General features: G+C 37.5%; 16 protein-coding genes and 2 pseudogenes. 5 read left to right on the top strand and 13 right to left on the bottom strand.

The features are described from left to right. From AC1DG9_RS16355 to AC1DG9_RS16340, 4 genes are all read right to left on the bottom strand, one after another. On the bottom strand, positions 1 to 1209 hold a 1209-nt coding region (locus AC1DG9_RS16355), incomplete at its 3' end, for a Glu/Leu/Phe/Val family dehydrogenase (protein ID WP_477634900.1). 149 nt (positions 1210 to 1358) lie between these two features. Beyond that, on the bottom strand, positions 1359 to 1577 hold the full coding sequence (locus AC1DG9_RS16350) for a CcmD family protein (protein ID WP_172660721.1): 219 nt from the start codon (positions 1575 to 1577) through the stop codon (positions 1359 to 1361). A 1-nt stretch (position 1578) separates the two neighbouring features. Beyond that, entirely contained in the window at positions 1579 to 2238 is a 660-nt protein-coding gene (ccsA, locus tag AC1DG9_RS16345; RefSeq protein ID WP_172660722.1) for a cytochrome c biogenesis protein CcsA, read from the bottom strand. Positions 2239 to 2290: 52 nt separating this feature from the next. Then, positions 2291 to 2950, bottom strand: a complete 660-nt coding sequence (locus tag AC1DG9_RS16340) for a heme exporter protein CcmB (RefSeq protein WP_172660723.1) — start codon at positions 2948 to 2950, stop codon at positions 2291 to 2293. Between the two features lie 99 nt (positions 2951 to 3049). Here AC1DG9_RS16340 and AC1DG9_RS16335 point away from each other — a divergent pair, with 99 nt between their 5' ends. Further along, complete coding sequence (locus tag AC1DG9_RS16335) at positions 3050 to 3565, top strand: DUF421 domain-containing protein (RefSeq protein ID WP_172660724.1); 516 nt, start codon at positions 3050 to 3052, stop codon at positions 3563 to 3565. Between the two features lie 4 nt (positions 3566 to 3569). Here AC1DG9_RS16335 and AC1DG9_RS16330 read toward each other — a convergent pair whose 3' ends face one another. The 3 genes and pseudogenes from AC1DG9_RS16330 to AC1DG9_RS16320 form a co-directional block, all read right to left on the bottom strand. Continuing rightward, positions 3570 to 3983, bottom strand: a complete 414-nt coding sequence (locus tag AC1DG9_RS16330) for a hypothetical protein (RefSeq protein WP_172660725.1) — start codon at positions 3981 to 3983, stop codon at positions 3570 to 3572. A 5-nt stretch (positions 3984 to 3988) separates the two neighbouring features. Beyond that, complete coding sequence (gldC, locus tag AC1DG9_RS16325; protein ID WP_048904276.1) at positions 3989 to 4324, bottom strand: gliding motility protein GldC; 336 nt, start codon at positions 4322 to 4324, stop codon at positions 3989 to 3991. A 287-nt stretch (positions 4325 to 4611) separates the two neighbouring features. After that, positions 4612 to 5835: pseudogene (locus tag AC1DG9_RS16320) on the bottom strand (DEAD/DEAH box helicase); the annotation flags it as partial. Between the two features lie 32 nt (positions 5836 to 5867). Here AC1DG9_RS16320 and AC1DG9_RS16315 point away from each other — a divergent pair. From AC1DG9_RS16315 to dnaK, 4 genes are all read left to right on the top strand, one after another. Further along, positions 5868 to 7202, top strand: a complete 1335-nt coding sequence (locus AC1DG9_RS16315; protein ID WP_477634899.1) for a dihydroorotase — start codon at positions 5868 to 5870, stop codon at positions 7200 to 7202. Further along, positions 7202 to 8275, top strand: a complete 1074-nt coding sequence (locus tag AC1DG9_RS16310) for a DUF3810 domain-containing protein (protein ID WP_172660728.1) — start codon at positions 7202 to 7204, stop codon at positions 8273 to 8275. The genes AC1DG9_RS16315 and AC1DG9_RS16310 overlap by 1 nt, the downstream gene beginning before the upstream one ends. Before the next feature lie 184 nt (positions 8276 to 8459). After that, positions 8460 to 8789, top strand: coding sequence for a DUF4143 domain-containing protein (locus tag AC1DG9_RS16305; RefSeq protein WP_337715650.1), 330 nt, complete (start codon positions 8460 to 8462; stop codon positions 8787 to 8789). Positions 8790 to 8882: 93 nt separating this feature from the next. Then, complete coding sequence (gene dnaK, locus AC1DG9_RS16300; protein ID WP_288880582.1) at positions 8883 to 10742, top strand: molecular chaperone DnaK; 1860 nt, start codon at positions 8883 to 8885, stop codon at positions 10740 to 10742. A 506-nt stretch (positions 10743 to 11248) separates the two neighbouring features. On the opposite strand, the gene AC1DG9_RS16295 is transcribed toward dnaK, so the two are convergent. The 6 genes and pseudogenes from AC1DG9_RS16295 to AC1DG9_RS16270 all read right to left on the bottom strand — a co-directional run. Next, the gene (locus AC1DG9_RS16295) at positions 11249 to 11905 is read right to left on the bottom strand and encodes a DedA family protein (protein ID WP_048904269.1); all 657 of its coding nucleotides are present in this window, start codon (positions 11903 to 11905) and stop codon (positions 11249 to 11251) included. 81 nt (positions 11906 to 11986) lie between these two features. Beyond that, on the bottom strand, positions 11987 to 12670 hold the full coding sequence (locus AC1DG9_RS16290) for a DUF4397 domain-containing protein (RefSeq protein ID WP_172660731.1): 684 nt from the start codon (positions 12668 to 12670) through the stop codon (positions 11987 to 11989). Between the two features lie 76 nt (positions 12671 to 12746). Continuing rightward, positions 12747 to 13871, bottom strand: a complete 1125-nt coding sequence (dnaN, locus tag AC1DG9_RS16285; RefSeq protein WP_048904267.1) for a DNA polymerase III subunit beta — start codon at positions 13869 to 13871, stop codon at positions 12747 to 12749. A 34-nt stretch (positions 13872 to 13905) separates the two neighbouring features. Beyond that, positions 13906 to 15588, bottom strand: a complete 1683-nt coding sequence (gene gldG / locus AC1DG9_RS16280; RefSeq protein WP_337715652.1) for a gliding motility-associated ABC transporter substrate-binding protein GldG — start codon at positions 15586 to 15588, stop codon at positions 13906 to 13908. After that, the gene (gene gldF / locus AC1DG9_RS16275; protein ID WP_337715655.1) at positions 15582 to 16310 is read right to left on the bottom strand and encodes a gliding motility-associated ABC transporter permease subunit GldF; all 729 of its coding nucleotides are present in this window, start codon (positions 16308 to 16310) and stop codon (positions 15582 to 15584) included. The genes gldG and gldF overlap by 7 nt, the downstream gene beginning before the upstream one ends. 93 nt (positions 16311 to 16403) lie before the next feature. Continuing rightward, positions 16404 to 16727, bottom strand: a pseudogene (locus AC1DG9_RS16270) (hypothetical protein); the annotation flags it as partial.

The raw sequence follows: 16727 nt of genomic DNA, 5'->3' as shown, positions 1-16727 counted from the left end.
CTTTTTACCAGTAAGATTTTCTAGGGTATTGATTAAGTTGGCATTAGAATTCTCTGCATAACGGTTTTCCATGCGTCCAAATGCTACGTGCGAGAGGTTTTTTAACCATTCAAAATAAGAAACAGTAACACCACCTGCATTACAATACATATCAGGTATGATGATCCCTCCCATTTCGGTAAATATTTCTTCAGCCTCAGGCGTAGTTGGCCCATTTGCACCTTCAGCAATAATTTTTGCTTTTATATTGCGAATGTTGTTTACAGTAATTTGGTTTTCTAAAGCGGCCGGAACTAAAATATCGCATGGTTGCTCTAATCCTTCCATTGAATTTTTGAAATCAGTAGCTCCAGGGAATCCCAATATCGATCCTGTATTTTTACGATGAGCAAAAACTTCATCAATATTTAATCCATTTTCGTTGTAAATTGCCCCCTCATACTCGCAAAGACCAACAATTGTTGCTCCGAACTCTGAAAGGAATTTAGCTGAATGATAACCCACGTTTCCTAAGCCCTGAACAATAACACGTTTATCGCCTAATCCTGCTTTAAATCCAATCTTTTGCATATCCTCGGCTACATTAACGCATTCCTTAACAGCGTAAGCAACACCACGTCCGGTAGCTTCTTTACGGCCGCGAATGCCATGTAAAGCAATTGGCTTTCCGGTAACACAACCTAAAGCATCAAGTTGCCCCGGATTCATAGTCATATATGTATCTGCAATCCAGCTCATTTCACGTTCACCAGATCCATAATCAGGAGCCGGGACATCAATACCAGGACCAATAAAATTTTTCTTTATCAACTCAGTTGTGTAGCGGCGTGTTATAGTTTCTAGCTCGGCCACAGAGTAGTTCTTAGGATTAATACAAATACCACCTTTTGCCCCGCCAAAAGGAACATTTACAATAGCACACTTGTAAGTCATTAGGGCTGCTAAAGCCATTACCTCATCTTCATTTACCATCTCACTGTAACGGATACCACCCTTTGTTGGGCTCATGTGATGAGAGTGTTCTACTCGCCATGCATCAATAACTTCAAATCCATTTCCTCTTCTAATTGGGAACTGGAAACGATACACACTGTTACAGGCTTTAATTTGATTTAATAGTCCCTCGGGATGGGAAGTGAACTGCGCTGCACTGTCAAAATTTTTACACACGTCGGCAAAAAATTTTGTCTCATTTGCTGAATTAGCCATTATTTGTTTTTTATGAATTTTGAATAAGTTCTCAGTTATGAGTACAAAATTGCACTAAAAAAAACGATTATTACAAATGCGGAATTACTTAGTGTACGCCACACACTAGCCTTAAAAAGGTATAAAAACGACGATTAAACGATTTAAAATTAGTTTTTGTCAGATGATTTCTTTTCTATTTTTTTTAATCTTTTATCTAGAGAGAATAGATAAATCAATAAACCAACAAGAATTATGACAATGCAGATCACAACAACATATATCTTTCCATTGCTGCGTAAAGCATCAGCCATCTCCACATCATTAGATTGAGCAAATAATTGTACTGAACTTAATAGCAGCATTAAAGCAAATATGATCTTCTTCATCTTATGAATTTTGTTTGTTTTCTATTGTACGAATTCTAAATCTAATGGTATAAATCCAATACCCTATTATCGACCAGCCAATGAAAGCCGGGTATAAAACAGCGCGCATGCGGCTATCTAAATCGTAGCTGTTAAAGCCCGGATTACCACCGTTTCCGGGGTGTAAGGAGTCTGACAAACGAGGCAATACCATTATAAGCACCACCATCATCGGAAAGGCAAAAATATTGTAAATAGCCGATATCTTAGCCCTTTTTTGTTGCTCATCAATCGCATTTCTAAGTACCAGATAGGCAAAATATAAAAGTATGGCAACTGCTGTAAAATTCTGTTTCACATCAAAACTCCAGAACTGTCCCCAGGTAAATTTAGCCCAGACTGCGCCTGTAATTAGACCCAGTATACTAAAAATGATCCCCACATTTACACTCTCTATTGCTCTGATATCATCCGATTCCTTTCCGTATAATAAATATTTAACACTGTAGAATACCGAAATAGAGAACAATGTAAGCATCGCGAACCACATGGGTACATGGAAATACAGGTTACGAATTGTCTCATTTAATATGGCCAAATGGGGTACTCCGGATAGTAATCCTGCAATGGCGGTATACAAAACTAATACCGACCCTAAAATCTTCCACCAAATCTTGTTCATTATATAGGCTTAATTGTAACAAAGGTAATAACTGGGCAGGGGATTTTAAAGCTCAATCTCTCCATAAATAAGGGAATAGCAGTAATGTTACCGCCGCAACCAGTGCATTTATAATCAAAAGCAGGCCAATTTCATCTAAACTCACACTTCTGTCCAGGCCGTCAATTGCATTTTTTGTAAGCTTAATCAGTACAATTAACACAGGTATAATAACAGGAAAGCTAAGAATAGCCATTAGCATACCTCCGTTACCTGCTTTAGAGGCAATTGCTGAAATCATTGTAAAAATAGTTGAAAAGCTTAAACTACCCAATACCGTGGCTATGATGTAGAGTCCAAGATCCTGAGGCACATAATCGAAGACCATCACGTAAAAAAACAAGGCTATAAGGGTAAGAAGCATCATCAAAAGCACATTGTATACTGTTTTGGAAATGATGAGTGCAAGTGGACTTGCAATGGTATAAATGTATAATTGCTGCCCTTTGCTTTCGTGTAAAAAACCTTTTGAAACTGCATTTATGGAAGCAAAAAGCATGATAATCCAAAACAATGCATTCCAGGTAACTGGAGCTATGCTTACAAACGACAAAAAACAAACAAAAACAGTTGATACTACATACAGCAGAACGCCATTAAGTGCATATTTGGAGCGCCATTCCAGCAGTACTTCTTTCTTAATTAAATATTTTACCTGATGTAGTAATTGCATACTGTGGCAAAGATAATTTTTAATCGGTTATTTTCGATTCAAATAGGTGTTTTGTAAACTAAATATGAATAATATTGTATTAATAAACCTATCCTGATCATGAATCAATATCTTGACATCATTTTAAGAAGCCTGGCAGTTTATGCCTTTATGCTTGTTGCAATTCGCTTAACCGGCAAAAAGGAGCTTTCACAGCTCAACACTACTGATGTGGTATTGATTTTACTGATCAGTAACGCTGTTCAAAATGCTATGGTTGGTAACAACACAAGCTTATTGGGAGGATTAGTTGCTGCAGCCGTTTTGTTTGCTTTAAACTACGCTTTAAAAAAGCTCATGTTCAAAAACAAAAAGCTGAGAGACTTTATCTCTCAGCATCCTGAAATCCTTATCCACAATGGTAAATTCAATTTCGACAAACTCAGCAAGTTGGATATTACCAACGAGGAACTTGAAGAAGCCATGAGGGAGCACGGAATTGAAAAATATAAAGATGTAAAATTGGCTATTCTTGAGGTTGATGGTAACATCAGCATCATCAGCGGTGACGAACATCTAAAACAAACTCAGTTTAAAAGGAAAAGAAAACACAAATCGCTGGGCGATTTGAATTAACAATTTACTTTACCTCAACCCCTTCATTTACCAAAACAACTTTCGGTTTTCTTACAGTGATCAATATAAATGCACCGGCGGCAATAACATACCAACCCCATTTTAATTTTACCATACCTGCACCAAAGTTTATTAGTTTCTTAAAATGAAGAAAACCAAATGAATCATGTGCCTTAAAGTATATGCCAGCCAGGGTAATTAGAACTAAAACAATTCCTCCCCAACCGGCCAATTTTATCAGTCCGGCTTTATTTGCGAAGGCCCCTATCAATCCAATTACCACCAATACATAAAAAGCAATGGCTAACCTCTGGTCTATATCAAAATAATTCCAGCTGCCAATAATTGGAATACGCATAAGTGGGCACATCCCTCCTACGGCCATAAGTACTGAACCAATAATTCCCTGCAGTCTCATTTTATCTATCCTTGAGTATTGATCCCCATTTTATCAGCAAAATGCGCACAGTAATCACGCAAATCTTCTACTATAAGCGTTTCGCCTGTAGCTTTTAAAAAACTATCGCCCATAGTTTGCAACGTTTCGTAAAAAAAACGTTTCATCTCATCAACAGGCATGTCTTTAGTCCAAAGATCAATACGCATTGAGTTCTTATAGTTGTGATCCCACAATGCAAGCATCATAGACTTAACCGGAACTTGTTCCTGAGTTTGTGCATCTGTAGATTCCCAAAGAATATTATCAGGAACATTATTATCGTCTAATTGAACGGTGATTTTAATTTCTGCTTGCTTCATTAACTTATACTAGCTTTTATTATAAATATTAAAATGATGATGAAAATAATTAACACGCCTTCTACAACCCATAGTTTCTTTAGATTTAAAATAAACCTTCTGAAAATTTGATCTGATATGAAAGCAACAACTGCGGTTAAAAAGCTAAACCCAATAAGAATTCCTGTAATATCCACATATTTGGGATTTCCCTCATCTTTCTTATTTATCAGCAGCATTATGGCAATAACCAAACAGATGGCTGAAACAATATTAAGCGGGGTCAGTTTTACTTTCAATGTCTTTAACTATTTTTTGAATTTCTTCTTTTTCCATGCAGGCTGCTTATTTGTTTTATTTCTTGCAGCAGCTGCAATGGCGGCAGCATATTTTTTCTCATGGAATGCACCTTTAAAATCAGGATCTTCTTTACGCTTTTGATCGTCTATTGCACGATTTATGGCTTGCTTCTCCYCATAAGGGGTTTCTTCCACAAAAACCTCAGTCGGCAAAGGTACAACAGGAATTTCTTGTCTTATTAATTTTTGTATTTTCTCAATGTAATATTTTTCGGCTGGCGTACAAAAGGTAAGCGCATCTCCTTTTGAATATGCTCTTCCGGTACGGCCAATTCTATGCACATAATCTTCAATGATAATTGGAACATCAAAATTAATCACATGACTTACTTCCGAAACATCAATACCTCGTGATGCAACATCAGTTGCTACCAATACCCGGATATTACCTTCTTTAAAATTATTTATAGAATTAATCCTGGTATTCTGGCCTTTGTTCGCATGAATTACCCTAACAGCCTCTGCTCCAAACCTACGCTCAATGAAACTAAAAATGTTATCGGCTACCGTTTTGGTTTTACAGAAAATGATCAGTCGTTTAAACTCCTCATCATTTTTCATTAAGTGTTGCAGCAGGTTGATCTTGGTTTTAAAGTTAGGCACTTCGTACAAAGTTTGAGTAACCGTTGCAGCTGGCGTAGCTTGCTCAGCTACTTCAATTAAAGTTGGATGTTTTAAAAAGTCGCCCGCAATCTTTTGAACAAGATTACTCATAGTAGCCGAGAACAAAAGGTTCTGCCTTTTACGAGGTACAATCTCTAAAATCCTATGAATAGAGCCAATAAAGCCCATGTCCATCATTTTATCTGCCTCATCTAACACCAAAAACTTTATGTATTGGGTATTGATATGGCCGGCTAAATAAATATCTAAAAATCTTCCAGGTGTAGCTACAATAATATCAACACCGGCTTTAATCTGTTCAATCTGAGTTTTAGGTCCAAGTCCACCATAAACCACAACAGTACGCAGATCCGTGTATTTAGAGAAAATCTGGATATGCTCGGTAATTTGCATGGCCAACTCTCTTGTTGGGGCTAATATTAATGCACGTGCTGAGTCTCCCTGCGCATATTTCAACTGCATTAGAATGGGYAAAACATAAGCTGCAGTTTTACCTGTTCCGGTTTCGGCAATACCGAATATATCCTGACCCGATAATACAGACGTAAGCTGAAAAGAATATTTTATTTAAGTTTGACACCATGAATACCATACTTATAAAAGCTGCTTCAATTGTAAATGAAGGCCAAATAGTAGTCGCCGACGTACTCATCAAGGCTGGGTTTATTGAAAAAATTGCACCAAACATTGATGAGCCTGCAGATCAGGAAATCAATGCGGAAGGATTACATCTTTTCCCTGGAATGATTGATGACCAGGTACATTTCAGAGAGCCTGGACTTACAGACAAGGCTGATATCTTTTCTGAAAGTATGGCAGCAGTTGCAGGTGGCATTACCTCTTTTATGGAAATGCCCAATACAATACCTAATACACTAACGCAGGAATTACTTGCAGATAAGTATCAGATTGCGGCTGAAATGTCTCTTGCCAACTACTCTTTCTTTATGGGTGCATCAAATACCAATATTGAAGAAGTACTAAAAACAGACCCTAAAAACGTTTGTGGAATTAAAGTTTTCATGGGTTCATCAACAGKAAATATGTTGGTTGATAATGAAAAAGTTTTAGAAAACATCTTCAAAGAAGCACCCATGCTGGTAGCAACTCATTGCGAAGATGAGCAAACCATAAGAGCCAACATGGCCATATATAAAGAAAAATATGGCGAGAACATAACCATTGATATGCACCCACTTATCAGAAGTGCAGAAGCTTGTTATATTTCTTCATCAATGGCTATAGAGCTTGCTAAAAAACACGGAACCCGCTTACACATATTACACATATCCACTGCTAAGGAAGTTGCATTGTTCGACAATATAACTCCTTTAAAAGATAAAAAGATCACAGCAGAGGCCTGCGTTCATCACCTTTGGTTTGACGACAGGGACTATGCTACCAAAGGAAACTGGATAAAATGGAACCCCGCCGTAAAAACCGCAGAAGATAAGGATGCCATTTTAAAAGGAGTACTAGACAACCATTTAGATATTATAGCTACAGATCATGCTCCGCATACCATAGCAGAAAAGGAACAGCCTTACCTGAAGGCCCCTTCTGGTGGGCCATTGGTACAGCATGCATTGCCTGCTTTATTTGAAATGTATCATCAAAAGAAGATCACTTTAGAAAAGATTGCCGAAAAAACTGCACATAATGTGGCTATTTGTTTCAATATCGACAGAAGAGGATTTATTAGAGAAGGGTATTGGGCAGATCTGGTATTGGTAAACCTGAATGATCCGTTTAAAGTGACCCGGCAAAATGTGCTTTATAAATGTGGATGGTCTCCTTTTGAGGGTCAAACATTCCAGGCCGAAGTAACACACACCTTTGTATCGGGCAATCTTGCCTATCAGAAAGGACGATTTACAACAAGAGAAAACGGGAAAAGATTAACCTTTAACAGGTAATGAATGCAGCTTATAAACCTGAAATACGGAAATTTGTTATCCTCTTATCACTTTCAGTAATTGTATTTTTAGCCGGCTTTTTCAGCCGGTTCATTGAAAACATTTATTCAGAGGGACTTTATCAGGTCAGTTCTGTTATCCAGCGTTTTATAAGCTCATTAGTTCCTTTTGCCCTTGGAGACTTTCTTTATCTGCTGCTCATACTTTTTGTAATCAGAAGCTTATTTCTATTCTATAAAAAGATAACCCATAAATCATTAAAAAAAGCTGATCGGGTAAAGGTGCCCTTACAGGTAATTAACTTTATTCTTATTCTTTATTTAATTTTTAAAATTCTTTGGGGTTTAAACTATTCACGTCCTTCAGTTTCAAAACAGCTGGGCATCAACAATGAAAAATACAACACACCTGAGCTGGTTTTACTGGGTAAATTTTTCATCAGTAAACTAAACCATCTCCAAAAAGTAAAGAAAACAAGATACAACATTAAGGAATTAGCGATTAGAGCTAAAGCTGGTTATGACTTGATGGAACAAAGAAATTCCATTTTCAAATACCGCAGCCCTGCGGTAAAACCGGTATTAAATAGTTGGATAGTTACTAAAATTGGCATCGAAGGATATTACAATCCAATCTCGGGAGAAGCAAATGTAAATATGAGATTACCGGCCATAGCCCTACCCTTTGTTACCTGTCACGAAATAGCCCATCAGCTAGGCATTGGTCGCGAAGATGAGGCAAACCTTATTGGTTATCTTGTAGCCGCAAATAGTGCTGATCCTAATTTTCAGTATTCCGCATCCTATGCCATGTTAAAAAGCATACTGTTCGAGATCAGGATCAAGTCTCAGAAAGATTATGATGCTTTGTATACTACCATTAATCCTGGTACAATACAAGACTTTAAAAACGACCGTGATTTTTGGCGCAAGTATAACAGTGAGATGTTTGGATACATGGATGTTGCTTTCGACAGATTTCTAAAACTAAACAATCAGGATAAGGGAACAGACAGTTATCAGGATATTGTACTTTGGCTTTATAATATTCATAAAAAGGAGCTTGACCTTTAAAAATCAGCCGTTCAATTAAAATATTTCTTTAGAAATTACGAATTACTCAATGTATTGAGTAATTCGTAAATCATGTTCCAAAGACCTCATATTAAAGAACTTACATCTAGAATCTTAGAGACAAGAAAACACTTCCAAGTAGTAATTGGCCCACGTCAGGTAGGAAAAACCACATTAGTTAATCATGCGCAATGAGCTTTTCGATGAAGTTAGGCAAGAACCAAAAGAATGGGGTAGAATGGCAGAATCTGCCATAGGAGCTCATTTGGTTAATTCAGCGCTTACCGAAGGCTTTAAGGTATATTATTGGCGCGAGCGCAACAATGAGGTAGATTTTGTATTGGAGCGTCGGGGAAAAGTCATAGGGCTCGAAGTAAAAAGTGGCCAAGATTTAAGTATATCCGGTTTAAATGAATTCCAAAAACAATTCAAACCTGAGAAGATATTACTCATCGGAAAAAGCGGACTGAGCACAGAAGAGTTTTTGAAGCTTAATCCCGTTACTTTATTTTAAACCTCGTAATAGAACAAATTAATTCCCAGGATCTGAAAAACATTACAACCTTAAAACAAAAAAACAGCTAAACATTCCTAAATTTGCCGAACTATGGCAAAAATATCCATCAACCTGGCAACAGGCTCATTCCAGCAAGAAGAAATCATCGTTGGGATTGATTTAGGGACAACAAATAGTTTGGTTGCCTTTATCGATCCGGACAAAAACCCCAAAGTGATAAACGACACTGGTAAAGGCTTATTGGTTCCTTCTATTGTACATTTCAATGGGCAAGGTGATGCTTTGGTTGGAAATGAAGCCAAAGAATTTTTAATTACCGATCCTTCAAACACCATATTTTCTGTTAAGCGCCTACTGGGAAGGTCATACAAAGATGTAGCCAGTCATCAGGATACCTTCTCTTATAAAATAATTGATGATGAGAACGATTCCCTGGTCAAAATTAAAGCCGGCGATAAGTTCTATACACCAATTGAATTATCAGCTGAAATACTAAAAGAGCTTAAAGCCAGAGCAGAGCACGCACTTAAAACCCCTGTGAACAGAGCAGTAATAACTGTTCCCGCTTATTTCAACGACAGTCAGCGACAAGCAACCCGTGATGCAGGAAAACTAGCCGGGCTTGATGTTTTAAGGATTGTAAACGAGCCTACAGCTGCTAGTTTGGCCTATGGACTGGGCCTGGATCCTACTCAACAAAAGACAATAGCCGTTTATGATCTTGGTGGAGGCACTTTTGATGTATCTGTACTTTCAATTCAAAACGGGATATTTGAAGTATTATCAACTAATGGCAATACTTTTTTAGGCGGAGATGATTTTGATCGCGCCATCGTTCATTATTGGATAGACAAAAACAAACTAAACAAACAAGACCTTGCTGCAGATTCAGGTTTAATGCAAGCTTTAAGGTTAAAAGCCGAAGAAGCAAAAAAAGCTTTAACCACTCAAAATTTATTTAATGAGAGGCTTGGCGAAATCTGGTGCTCAATAGATAAACAAACTTTTGAACAACTAATTGCTCCCAAAGTTCAGGAAACCATAAACTCTTGTAAACAGGCCTTAACTGATGCTAAATTAGACATTAAAAATATTGATGAGGTGGTTTTAGTTGGCGGGTCTACACGTACCCCTTATGTTAAAAAACAAGTTGCAGATTTCTTTGGCCGCACTCCTCACGATCAGATTAACCCTGATGAGGTAGTTGCTTTAGGAGCAGCCATACAAGCAGATATCCTTGCTGGAAACAGGTCAGATATCCTTTTATTAGACGTGACCCCTTTATCACTAGGAATTGAAACTATGGGTGGCTTAATGGATGTCATTATTCCAAGAAATGCAAAAGTTCCCACCAAGGCTGGCAGGCAATACACTACCTCAGTGGATGGACAAGTAAACATGAAAATATCTGTATTCCAGGGCGAACGCGATCTGGTTCAGGAAAACAGAAAATTAGCAGAATTTGATCTTAAGGGAATCCCATCTATGCCGGCTGGGCTACCAAAAGTAGATATCAACTTCCTTTTAAACGCCGATGGGATTTTAACTGTCCAGGCTGTTGAACTACGCTCTGGTGTAAAACAGGAAATAGACATTACTCCTAGTTACGGTTTAACCGATGAAACTGTCGAAAAAATGCTGATCGATAGCATTACTCATGCAAAAAGTGATGTAGAACAAAGGATGCTGATTGAAGCCAGAAGTGAAGGCGAACAATTAGTTTACACGGCCGAACGCTTTATCGAAAAACATGGAACTTTCCTTACCGCAGATGAAATCGAAAACACCAACATCCATATCCTGGCACTCAAGGAAGCACTTGCTAAAGCAGAGAAAGATGAAATCCTTAAGAAAGCCGACGAACTAAATGAATTTACACGCCCATTTGCCGAAAGGGTTATGGATGTAGCTGTTTCTTCGGCAATGAAGGGGAAAAGCATCGATAAATAACCACATTAAAGGTTTCTTCATATAGTTTTACGGAAATGAAATATCCTTTTATTTCCGTAATGCTTGTTACAACAATTATTCTGTTTAGCGCCAGGGGCTTCTTTGCTCACATGAGAATTAACTACCTGGCAGTTTTCACGCTTCCTTCCGGCATTAATAGATTCTTCAAAGCGACATAAAACGTTGTGCTGACCATGTGGATGACCACAGACAAACGTCGATATACAGATACTGTAGCGCACCTTGGTACTACCTTGACGTTGATTATATGAACCACCTAGGTCGCTGCTGAGAAGCTAATTTGAACAAATATTTCCCGGGCATAGAAAGTGTAGCTTTTCTGAAAGAAACAATCAAGTGCATAAGCAATACTCCATAGAATAATACCAAAGCATCTCATACTTCGATGAACAGTGTGGTAGACAGGCAGACGAAATCAGCGATATTAACCATAGGATCATCCTGGTACCCAGCATGGGTTGATGCGGGTTACCCCTGCTGCTAATCTACTCTTTTACCTCTTTCTTTTTAAACTTAGATCTTAAAGCTGCAAATATTGCGGGGAAAAAAGTAACAACAGCAATCACTACAATTACTATGTCAAAGTTCTTTTTAACCACAGGAATCTGCCCCAATAAGTATCCCGCCATAAGTAAACTTGTTATCCAGGCAACCCCTCCAATAACATTAAAAAGAGTAAATCTTCCAAACGGCATCTTCGCAACACCCGCAACGAATGGAGCTATTGTTCTGAAGATAGGTAAGAAGCGACTAAAAATAATGGCTTTACCACCATGCTTTTCAAAAAACATGTGCGATTGATTATAATATTCGAGTTTTAGTATTCTGTTGTTCTCTTTAAACACCCGAACACCAAAATAACTACCTAATTTATAATTTAATGAATTACCTAATATAGCCGCCACAATTAAGAGGATCAGCATCACCCAAATACTTAAACCTGTATTTTCTCCGGCAATTAAAGTTCCCATGGCGAACAACAAAGAATCGCCAGGTAAAAAGGGAGTAACTACAAAACCTGTCTCGGCAAAAATGATTAAAAAAAGAATGGCATATGTCCAATTCTGATAATCTCTGATGATCTCCTCCAAATGCTTATCAATATGAAGAAGAAAGTCTATTAAAAAAGTGAAAAATTCCAAGTTTTATAAATTAAGCCCAAAAATAAAAATATCATGCTTATTACCATGATATTTTTAAACTTAGAAATGTCATTTAATTAATTAGTGTGCTATAACGTGTCCTGTTAATTCCGTTGCTGTAACCCCATCAACCCAAATGGTATAATTTTTATTGGCTTGCAAATTCGCATCAAGTTCAGCCGAAACTGGTGAATCTACTATATCCGCAACAAACTTAAATTTAGTACCCGGGTCAAGATCGATATAAGACGATGCACTTTTAAAAGGTATTTTTTCTGAGATCTTGGTAGTTCCAGATAAAACCGAAATCGTATTAGCTAATAAGTAATTCAAATTAATGAACCTCACTTTAGCTTTACCCGCAACTGCCGAAGGTTTCATATCATCATTGATGATTGTTGCCATGTGCAATTCCTTCTGGGTGGTCTGACTCTTTGATTCGGTATAATAGAAAACGGTTGCGTTAATTCCTATTGGAACACCTACAACCGGTGTAGCAGCATTAGCTGTATCTGAACTTATATTACCAAAGGCAAACTGACTATTTCCTGAAGTAACAGTAATATAGCCACTGGATGCACCATACGGAATAGGAATAGAATTTTTCTTGCTTCCATTTAAATAAAATTCCTGCGGACTCGACCCTCTCACTGCGTTAACAGCATTAACATATGCGTCTCCAACAGGCTCTGGTTTGGGTTCTTTAAAACAAGAGCTCAGGAGTATAACACCCAGAGTTAAGCATAAAAAGAATGATTTTTTCATAGTAGTATTATTAAAATTACACTAAACAACGATGACCTGGTCAAAAACCAAGCCATCCAAAATATTTAAATGAGTATTAATTATAATTATTCAACATTACTGGCATAACCAACATTAAAACATCTTCATTTTCATCATTAGTCTGAGGAATTAACAATCCAGCGCGATTTGGCGTAGAAAGCTCCAAGGTAACTTCCTCTCCACTCAAATTGCTTAACATCTCAATTAAGAAACGTGCATTAAATCCTATTTCCAGATCTTCACCTTCGTACTGGCAACTTAAACGCTCATGCGCTTCATTCGCAAAATCTAAATCCTCAGAAGAAATGTTTAATTCACTTCCATTGATTTTTAGTCTTACCTGGTGAGTGGTTTTATTAGCAAAAATAACTACCCTGCGTAGTGTATTCAAAAACAAAGCCCTGTCAATCACTAACTTATTCGGGTTATTAGCAGGTATTACCGCTTCATAATCCGGATAACGCTCATCAATCAAACGACAAACCAGGTTTATATTCTCAAATTTAAAGAAAGCGCTTGTTGCATTATAATCAACAGAAACATTCACATCAGTTGATGGTAATGCCGCTTTCAATAAAGTTAAAGCTTTTTTAGGAAGGATGAAAGAAGATGTTTTATCTGCTTTACTATCCATACGTCTGTATCTTACTAATTTATGTGCATCAGTTGCTACAAAAGTGATGTGTTCTTCAGATAATTGACAAAAAACACCAGTCATGGCCGGTCTTAACTCATCATTACTTACCGCAAAAATAGTTTTGGTAATGGCCTCGGTCAGTACAGACGCTGGTAAGTTTACAGATGAAGCATTTTCTACAACCGGTATTTTTGGAAAATCATCTCCATTTTCACCGCTCAGTTTATATTTACCGTCTCCTGCACTAATCTCAATAGAGAATGATGCATCGTCAATATTAAAAGAAATAGGTTGATCTGGTAAAGTCTTTAAGGTATCTAACAGTATTCTTGCCGGCACAGCTACTTTACCGCCTTCTTTAGATTCAACAGCCAAAGAAGTGGTCATGCTGGTTTGTAAGTCCGTTGCAGATATCGTTAAATTTCCGTCTTTAATTTCAAATAAGAAATTTTCCAGTATAGGCAAAACAGTACTGCTGCTTGATGCACCATTTACTGTTTGCAAATGTTTTAATAACGTTGATGTGGATACAATAAATCTCATAGTATGATCTTGTCAGTTCTCAAAAATATAAAAATTACCTTGCATACTTATGTTTGCGGTAATAATGTTGAAAAATTGCGAACGATATTAACAATAGTAAAGGAAAAACGACATTAATAAGCTGCCATTGTAGCTTTTCGGTACGCAAACGCACCTTGTCCAACAACCTGATCTTAACTTCTTTATTGCGTAAAGAGATCAAATTATCATCATTAGATAAAAAGTCGGCAATATTTAATAACAATGCCTTATTTCCATAGTTTCTTTCTGTATATCTGTCAAAACCCAATGGAAAAACAGATCCGTCTCTGGCACTTATTTGATTTTTGAAGACATCTCCATCTCCAATCACTATCATTTTTGTGGCTTTACTCTCTGCAGGCACACTGTATTGTTCAGTAATTCCGGCAGGAGCCGACCTGTTTAGAAACACAGATTGAAATTTGCCCTCCAAGAGTACGCCAACAGTTCGCTGCACGCTGGCATACTCGCGCGGATCTGGCTGTTCCGCAACCATTTGCAGCGAAAGCATCTTTGGTGTATGATGCACCTTATTATAAGCTGAGCTTTGTAAAATCACCTTTTTATTAACTCCTTTTACTCCAATAGTATCAACAGTGCTAACAAATTCACTCCTTATTCCATCCATATTTTTTACGAGGCTATTAGCTGTATCAGGCATCAGTATTGGATAAAACACCCATGGTGCCATTTGAATCTGTCCCTGCTGTCCACCCATGCTTAAAGGAATTTCTGCACAGTTGGCATCAGCTATAAGATCATAGTTAATTCTTGCGCCATATATAAACAGCATATCATCAAGATTCAGCTTTTTGTTAAAAGCCAGTTGTTCTCCTGCCCCCCTTAAACTATCTAAGCTGGCGCTCACCTGATCTATACTCCAAACTACCCTGCCACCGTTCATTACAAAATAATTGATCTTGTATTTTTCGGCTTCTGTAAATTCCTTTTCGGGTTTTGCAATTATCAATAACTTTAATTTATCTAAACCCGCCTTATCAATTTGGTTAAGGTTTACCCTACCCACGTCATAACTATCCGACAAGCTTTTTATCGCATCATTCAACAGCAAATCAGAGAGCTCACCATTTCCTTCCGTAAAACCAATTCTTGGATGCTGTCCGCTCAATACCTTTTGAATGGCTGATGTAAATACATATTCCAGGTTTTGTATAGAATTATTGATATTTTCTTCATAGTTGCCTGAGGCATCCAGGTTTTGCAATAATTTTAAAGCCAGCTGATTTCCATTCCCTTCAACCATTGCCATTGGAAATATGGTTTTTTGAGCAAACCCGTTATCGTTCTTAATATTTAAGGTGGTAGGCTCTATTCCTACCTGATATAGGTGATTAATAACTGTGTCCTGCTCGGCTGCAGACAGCCCGGATATCGGATCAACAAATTCAACGTTAATATCAGTACCTGCATAGGCTTTGTAGTCAGTTAACAGATCTTTTGCAGCATTTCTCAAACGCTTAAAAGCCGCTGGTAAATCGCCCTCCAGAAAAATAGTAATTGTTATTGGTTTCTTAGCTTCTTTTAAAATCGTTTTAGATTTTGGTGTTAACGTAAAACGCTTCTCTTTTGTAAAGTCTATCCGGGTATAAACATACTGTGATACAACATTCAATAATATTAGCCCTGCCAAAAGACCAACTAATCCGGCACTCTTGCTGTTCTTCAACTTTACCATTTTCTCCCTCCTATTACCAGCTTGGTAATTCCTAAAAAGAAGAATACAAAACTTATAAAATAAACAAGATCACGAGTATCCAAAACTCCTCTGCTTATAGATTGATAGTGCTCATTTACACTTAATCCTAAAAAAATACTTTCCAGGTAACGCATCGAAAAAATTTTGCTCAATGCATCAAAACCGCTGTACGCTACAAAGCAGATAAATACTGCAACTGCAAAGGCAATAACCTGATTTTTAGTAATAGATGACGCAAATATGCCAATGCCAACAAAAGCACTTCCCAGTAGCAATAAACCCAGATAAGAACCAATTACCGCGCCAGTATCAATATTCCCGGCTGGCAAACCCAGCTTGTAAATAGAATAATAATAAATTATAGTAGGCACCAATGAAAACAACACCAGTACCAAACATGCAAAATACTTCGCCAGAATAATTTGCCAATCTGTTAATGGCCTTGATGCCAGTAAAATATAAGTACCTTCTCTCCTCTCTTCAGCAAACGAACGCATGGTTATTGCAGGGATCAGAAACATGAATAGGAATGGCACCAAACTAAAGAACCCGGTGAGTTCAGCATATCCATACTCCAATATCGAGGTATCAGGAAAGAACCAAAGCAGCAAACCTGAGGTTAGTAAAAACACACCAATGGTAATATAAGCCATTAATGAATTTAACAAACTGAATAATTCCCTTTTAAAAACTGCGTACATTCATTTGCTTTTAAAAATTGTATCCGGCTCTTAAACCAATAAATGATAAAGTTCCCGTATTTTTTGTCCACCCTTCATATCTGGCTCCAATGTCTAAAGAACCTGTACGTGAAACAGGAATTTCAACGCCCAAACCAGGTGTATAAATAAAAGAAACTCCACTGCCATTAGCTGTCGCGATAGACGACCCACTTCAGCTGTTCCGTAAATATTTTCGGTGATAAAATATCTTGCTCCAACTTTAATCGGAATAAAACTTTGCCTGTATTTCAATGTACCAATAGTTTCTTTGCCATTGAATCTGATATAGCCTACATTTCCGGTAATGTTTAATGACTTTGATACCGGATGCTGATAAAGTAGAGAACCCCCTGTTCCATAATTTGCAAAGTCTCCAAAATCGCCCATAGGTAAGCC

The sequence above is a fragment of the Pedobacter sp. 05L430 genome, assembly GCF_056397585.1.
Note: the sequence above shows the minus strand (reverse complement) of the source record. Positions and strands in the feature narration are given on the sequence as shown.

Coding starts and splice junctions, on each gene's coding strand:
- AC1DG9_RS16350 (WP_172660721.1), bottom strand. CDS start 1,577: ATGAAGAAGATCATATTTGCTTTAATGCTGCTATTAAGTTCAGTACAA.
- ccsA (WP_172660722.1), bottom strand. CDS start 2,238: ATGAACAAGATTTGGTGGAAGATTTTAGGGTCGGTATTAGTTTTGTAT.
- AC1DG9_RS16340 (WP_172660723.1), bottom strand. CDS start 2,950: ATGCAATTACTACATCAGGTAAAATATTTAATTAAGAAAGAAGTACTG.
- AC1DG9_RS16335 (WP_172660724.1), top strand. CDS start 3,050: ATGAATCAATATCTTGACATCATTTTAAGAAGCCTGGCAGTTTATGCC.
- AC1DG9_RS16330 (WP_172660725.1), bottom strand. CDS start 3,983: ATGAGACTGCAGGGAATTATTGGTTCAGTACTTATGGCCGTAGGAGGG.
- gldC (WP_048904276.1), bottom strand. CDS start 4,324: ATGAAGCAAGCAGAAATTAAAATCACCGTTCAATTAGACGATAATAAT.
- AC1DG9_RS16310 (WP_172660728.1), top strand. CDS start 7,202: ATGAATGCAGCTTATAAACCTGAAATACGGAAATTTGTTATCCTCTTA.
- AC1DG9_RS16305 (WP_337715650.1), top strand. CDS start 8,460: ATGCGCAATGAGCTTTTCGATGAAGTTAGGCAAGAACCAAAAGAATGG.
- dnaK (WP_288880582.1), top strand. CDS start 8,883: ATGGCAAAAATATCCATCAACCTGGCAACAGGCTCATTCCAGCAAGAA.
- AC1DG9_RS16290 (WP_172660731.1), bottom strand. CDS start 12,670: ATGAAAAAATCATTCTTTTTATGCTTAACTCTGGGTGTTATACTCCTG.
- dnaN (WP_048904267.1), bottom strand. CDS start 13,871: ATGAGATTTATTGTATCCACATCAACGTTATTAAAACATTTGCAAACA.
- gldG (WP_337715652.1), bottom strand. CDS start 15,588: ATGGTAAAGTTGAAGAACAGCAAGAGTGCCGGATTAGTTGGTCTTTTG.
- gldF (WP_337715655.1), bottom strand. CDS start 16,310: ATGTACGCAGTTTTTAAAAGGGAATTATTCAGTTTGTTAAATTCATTA.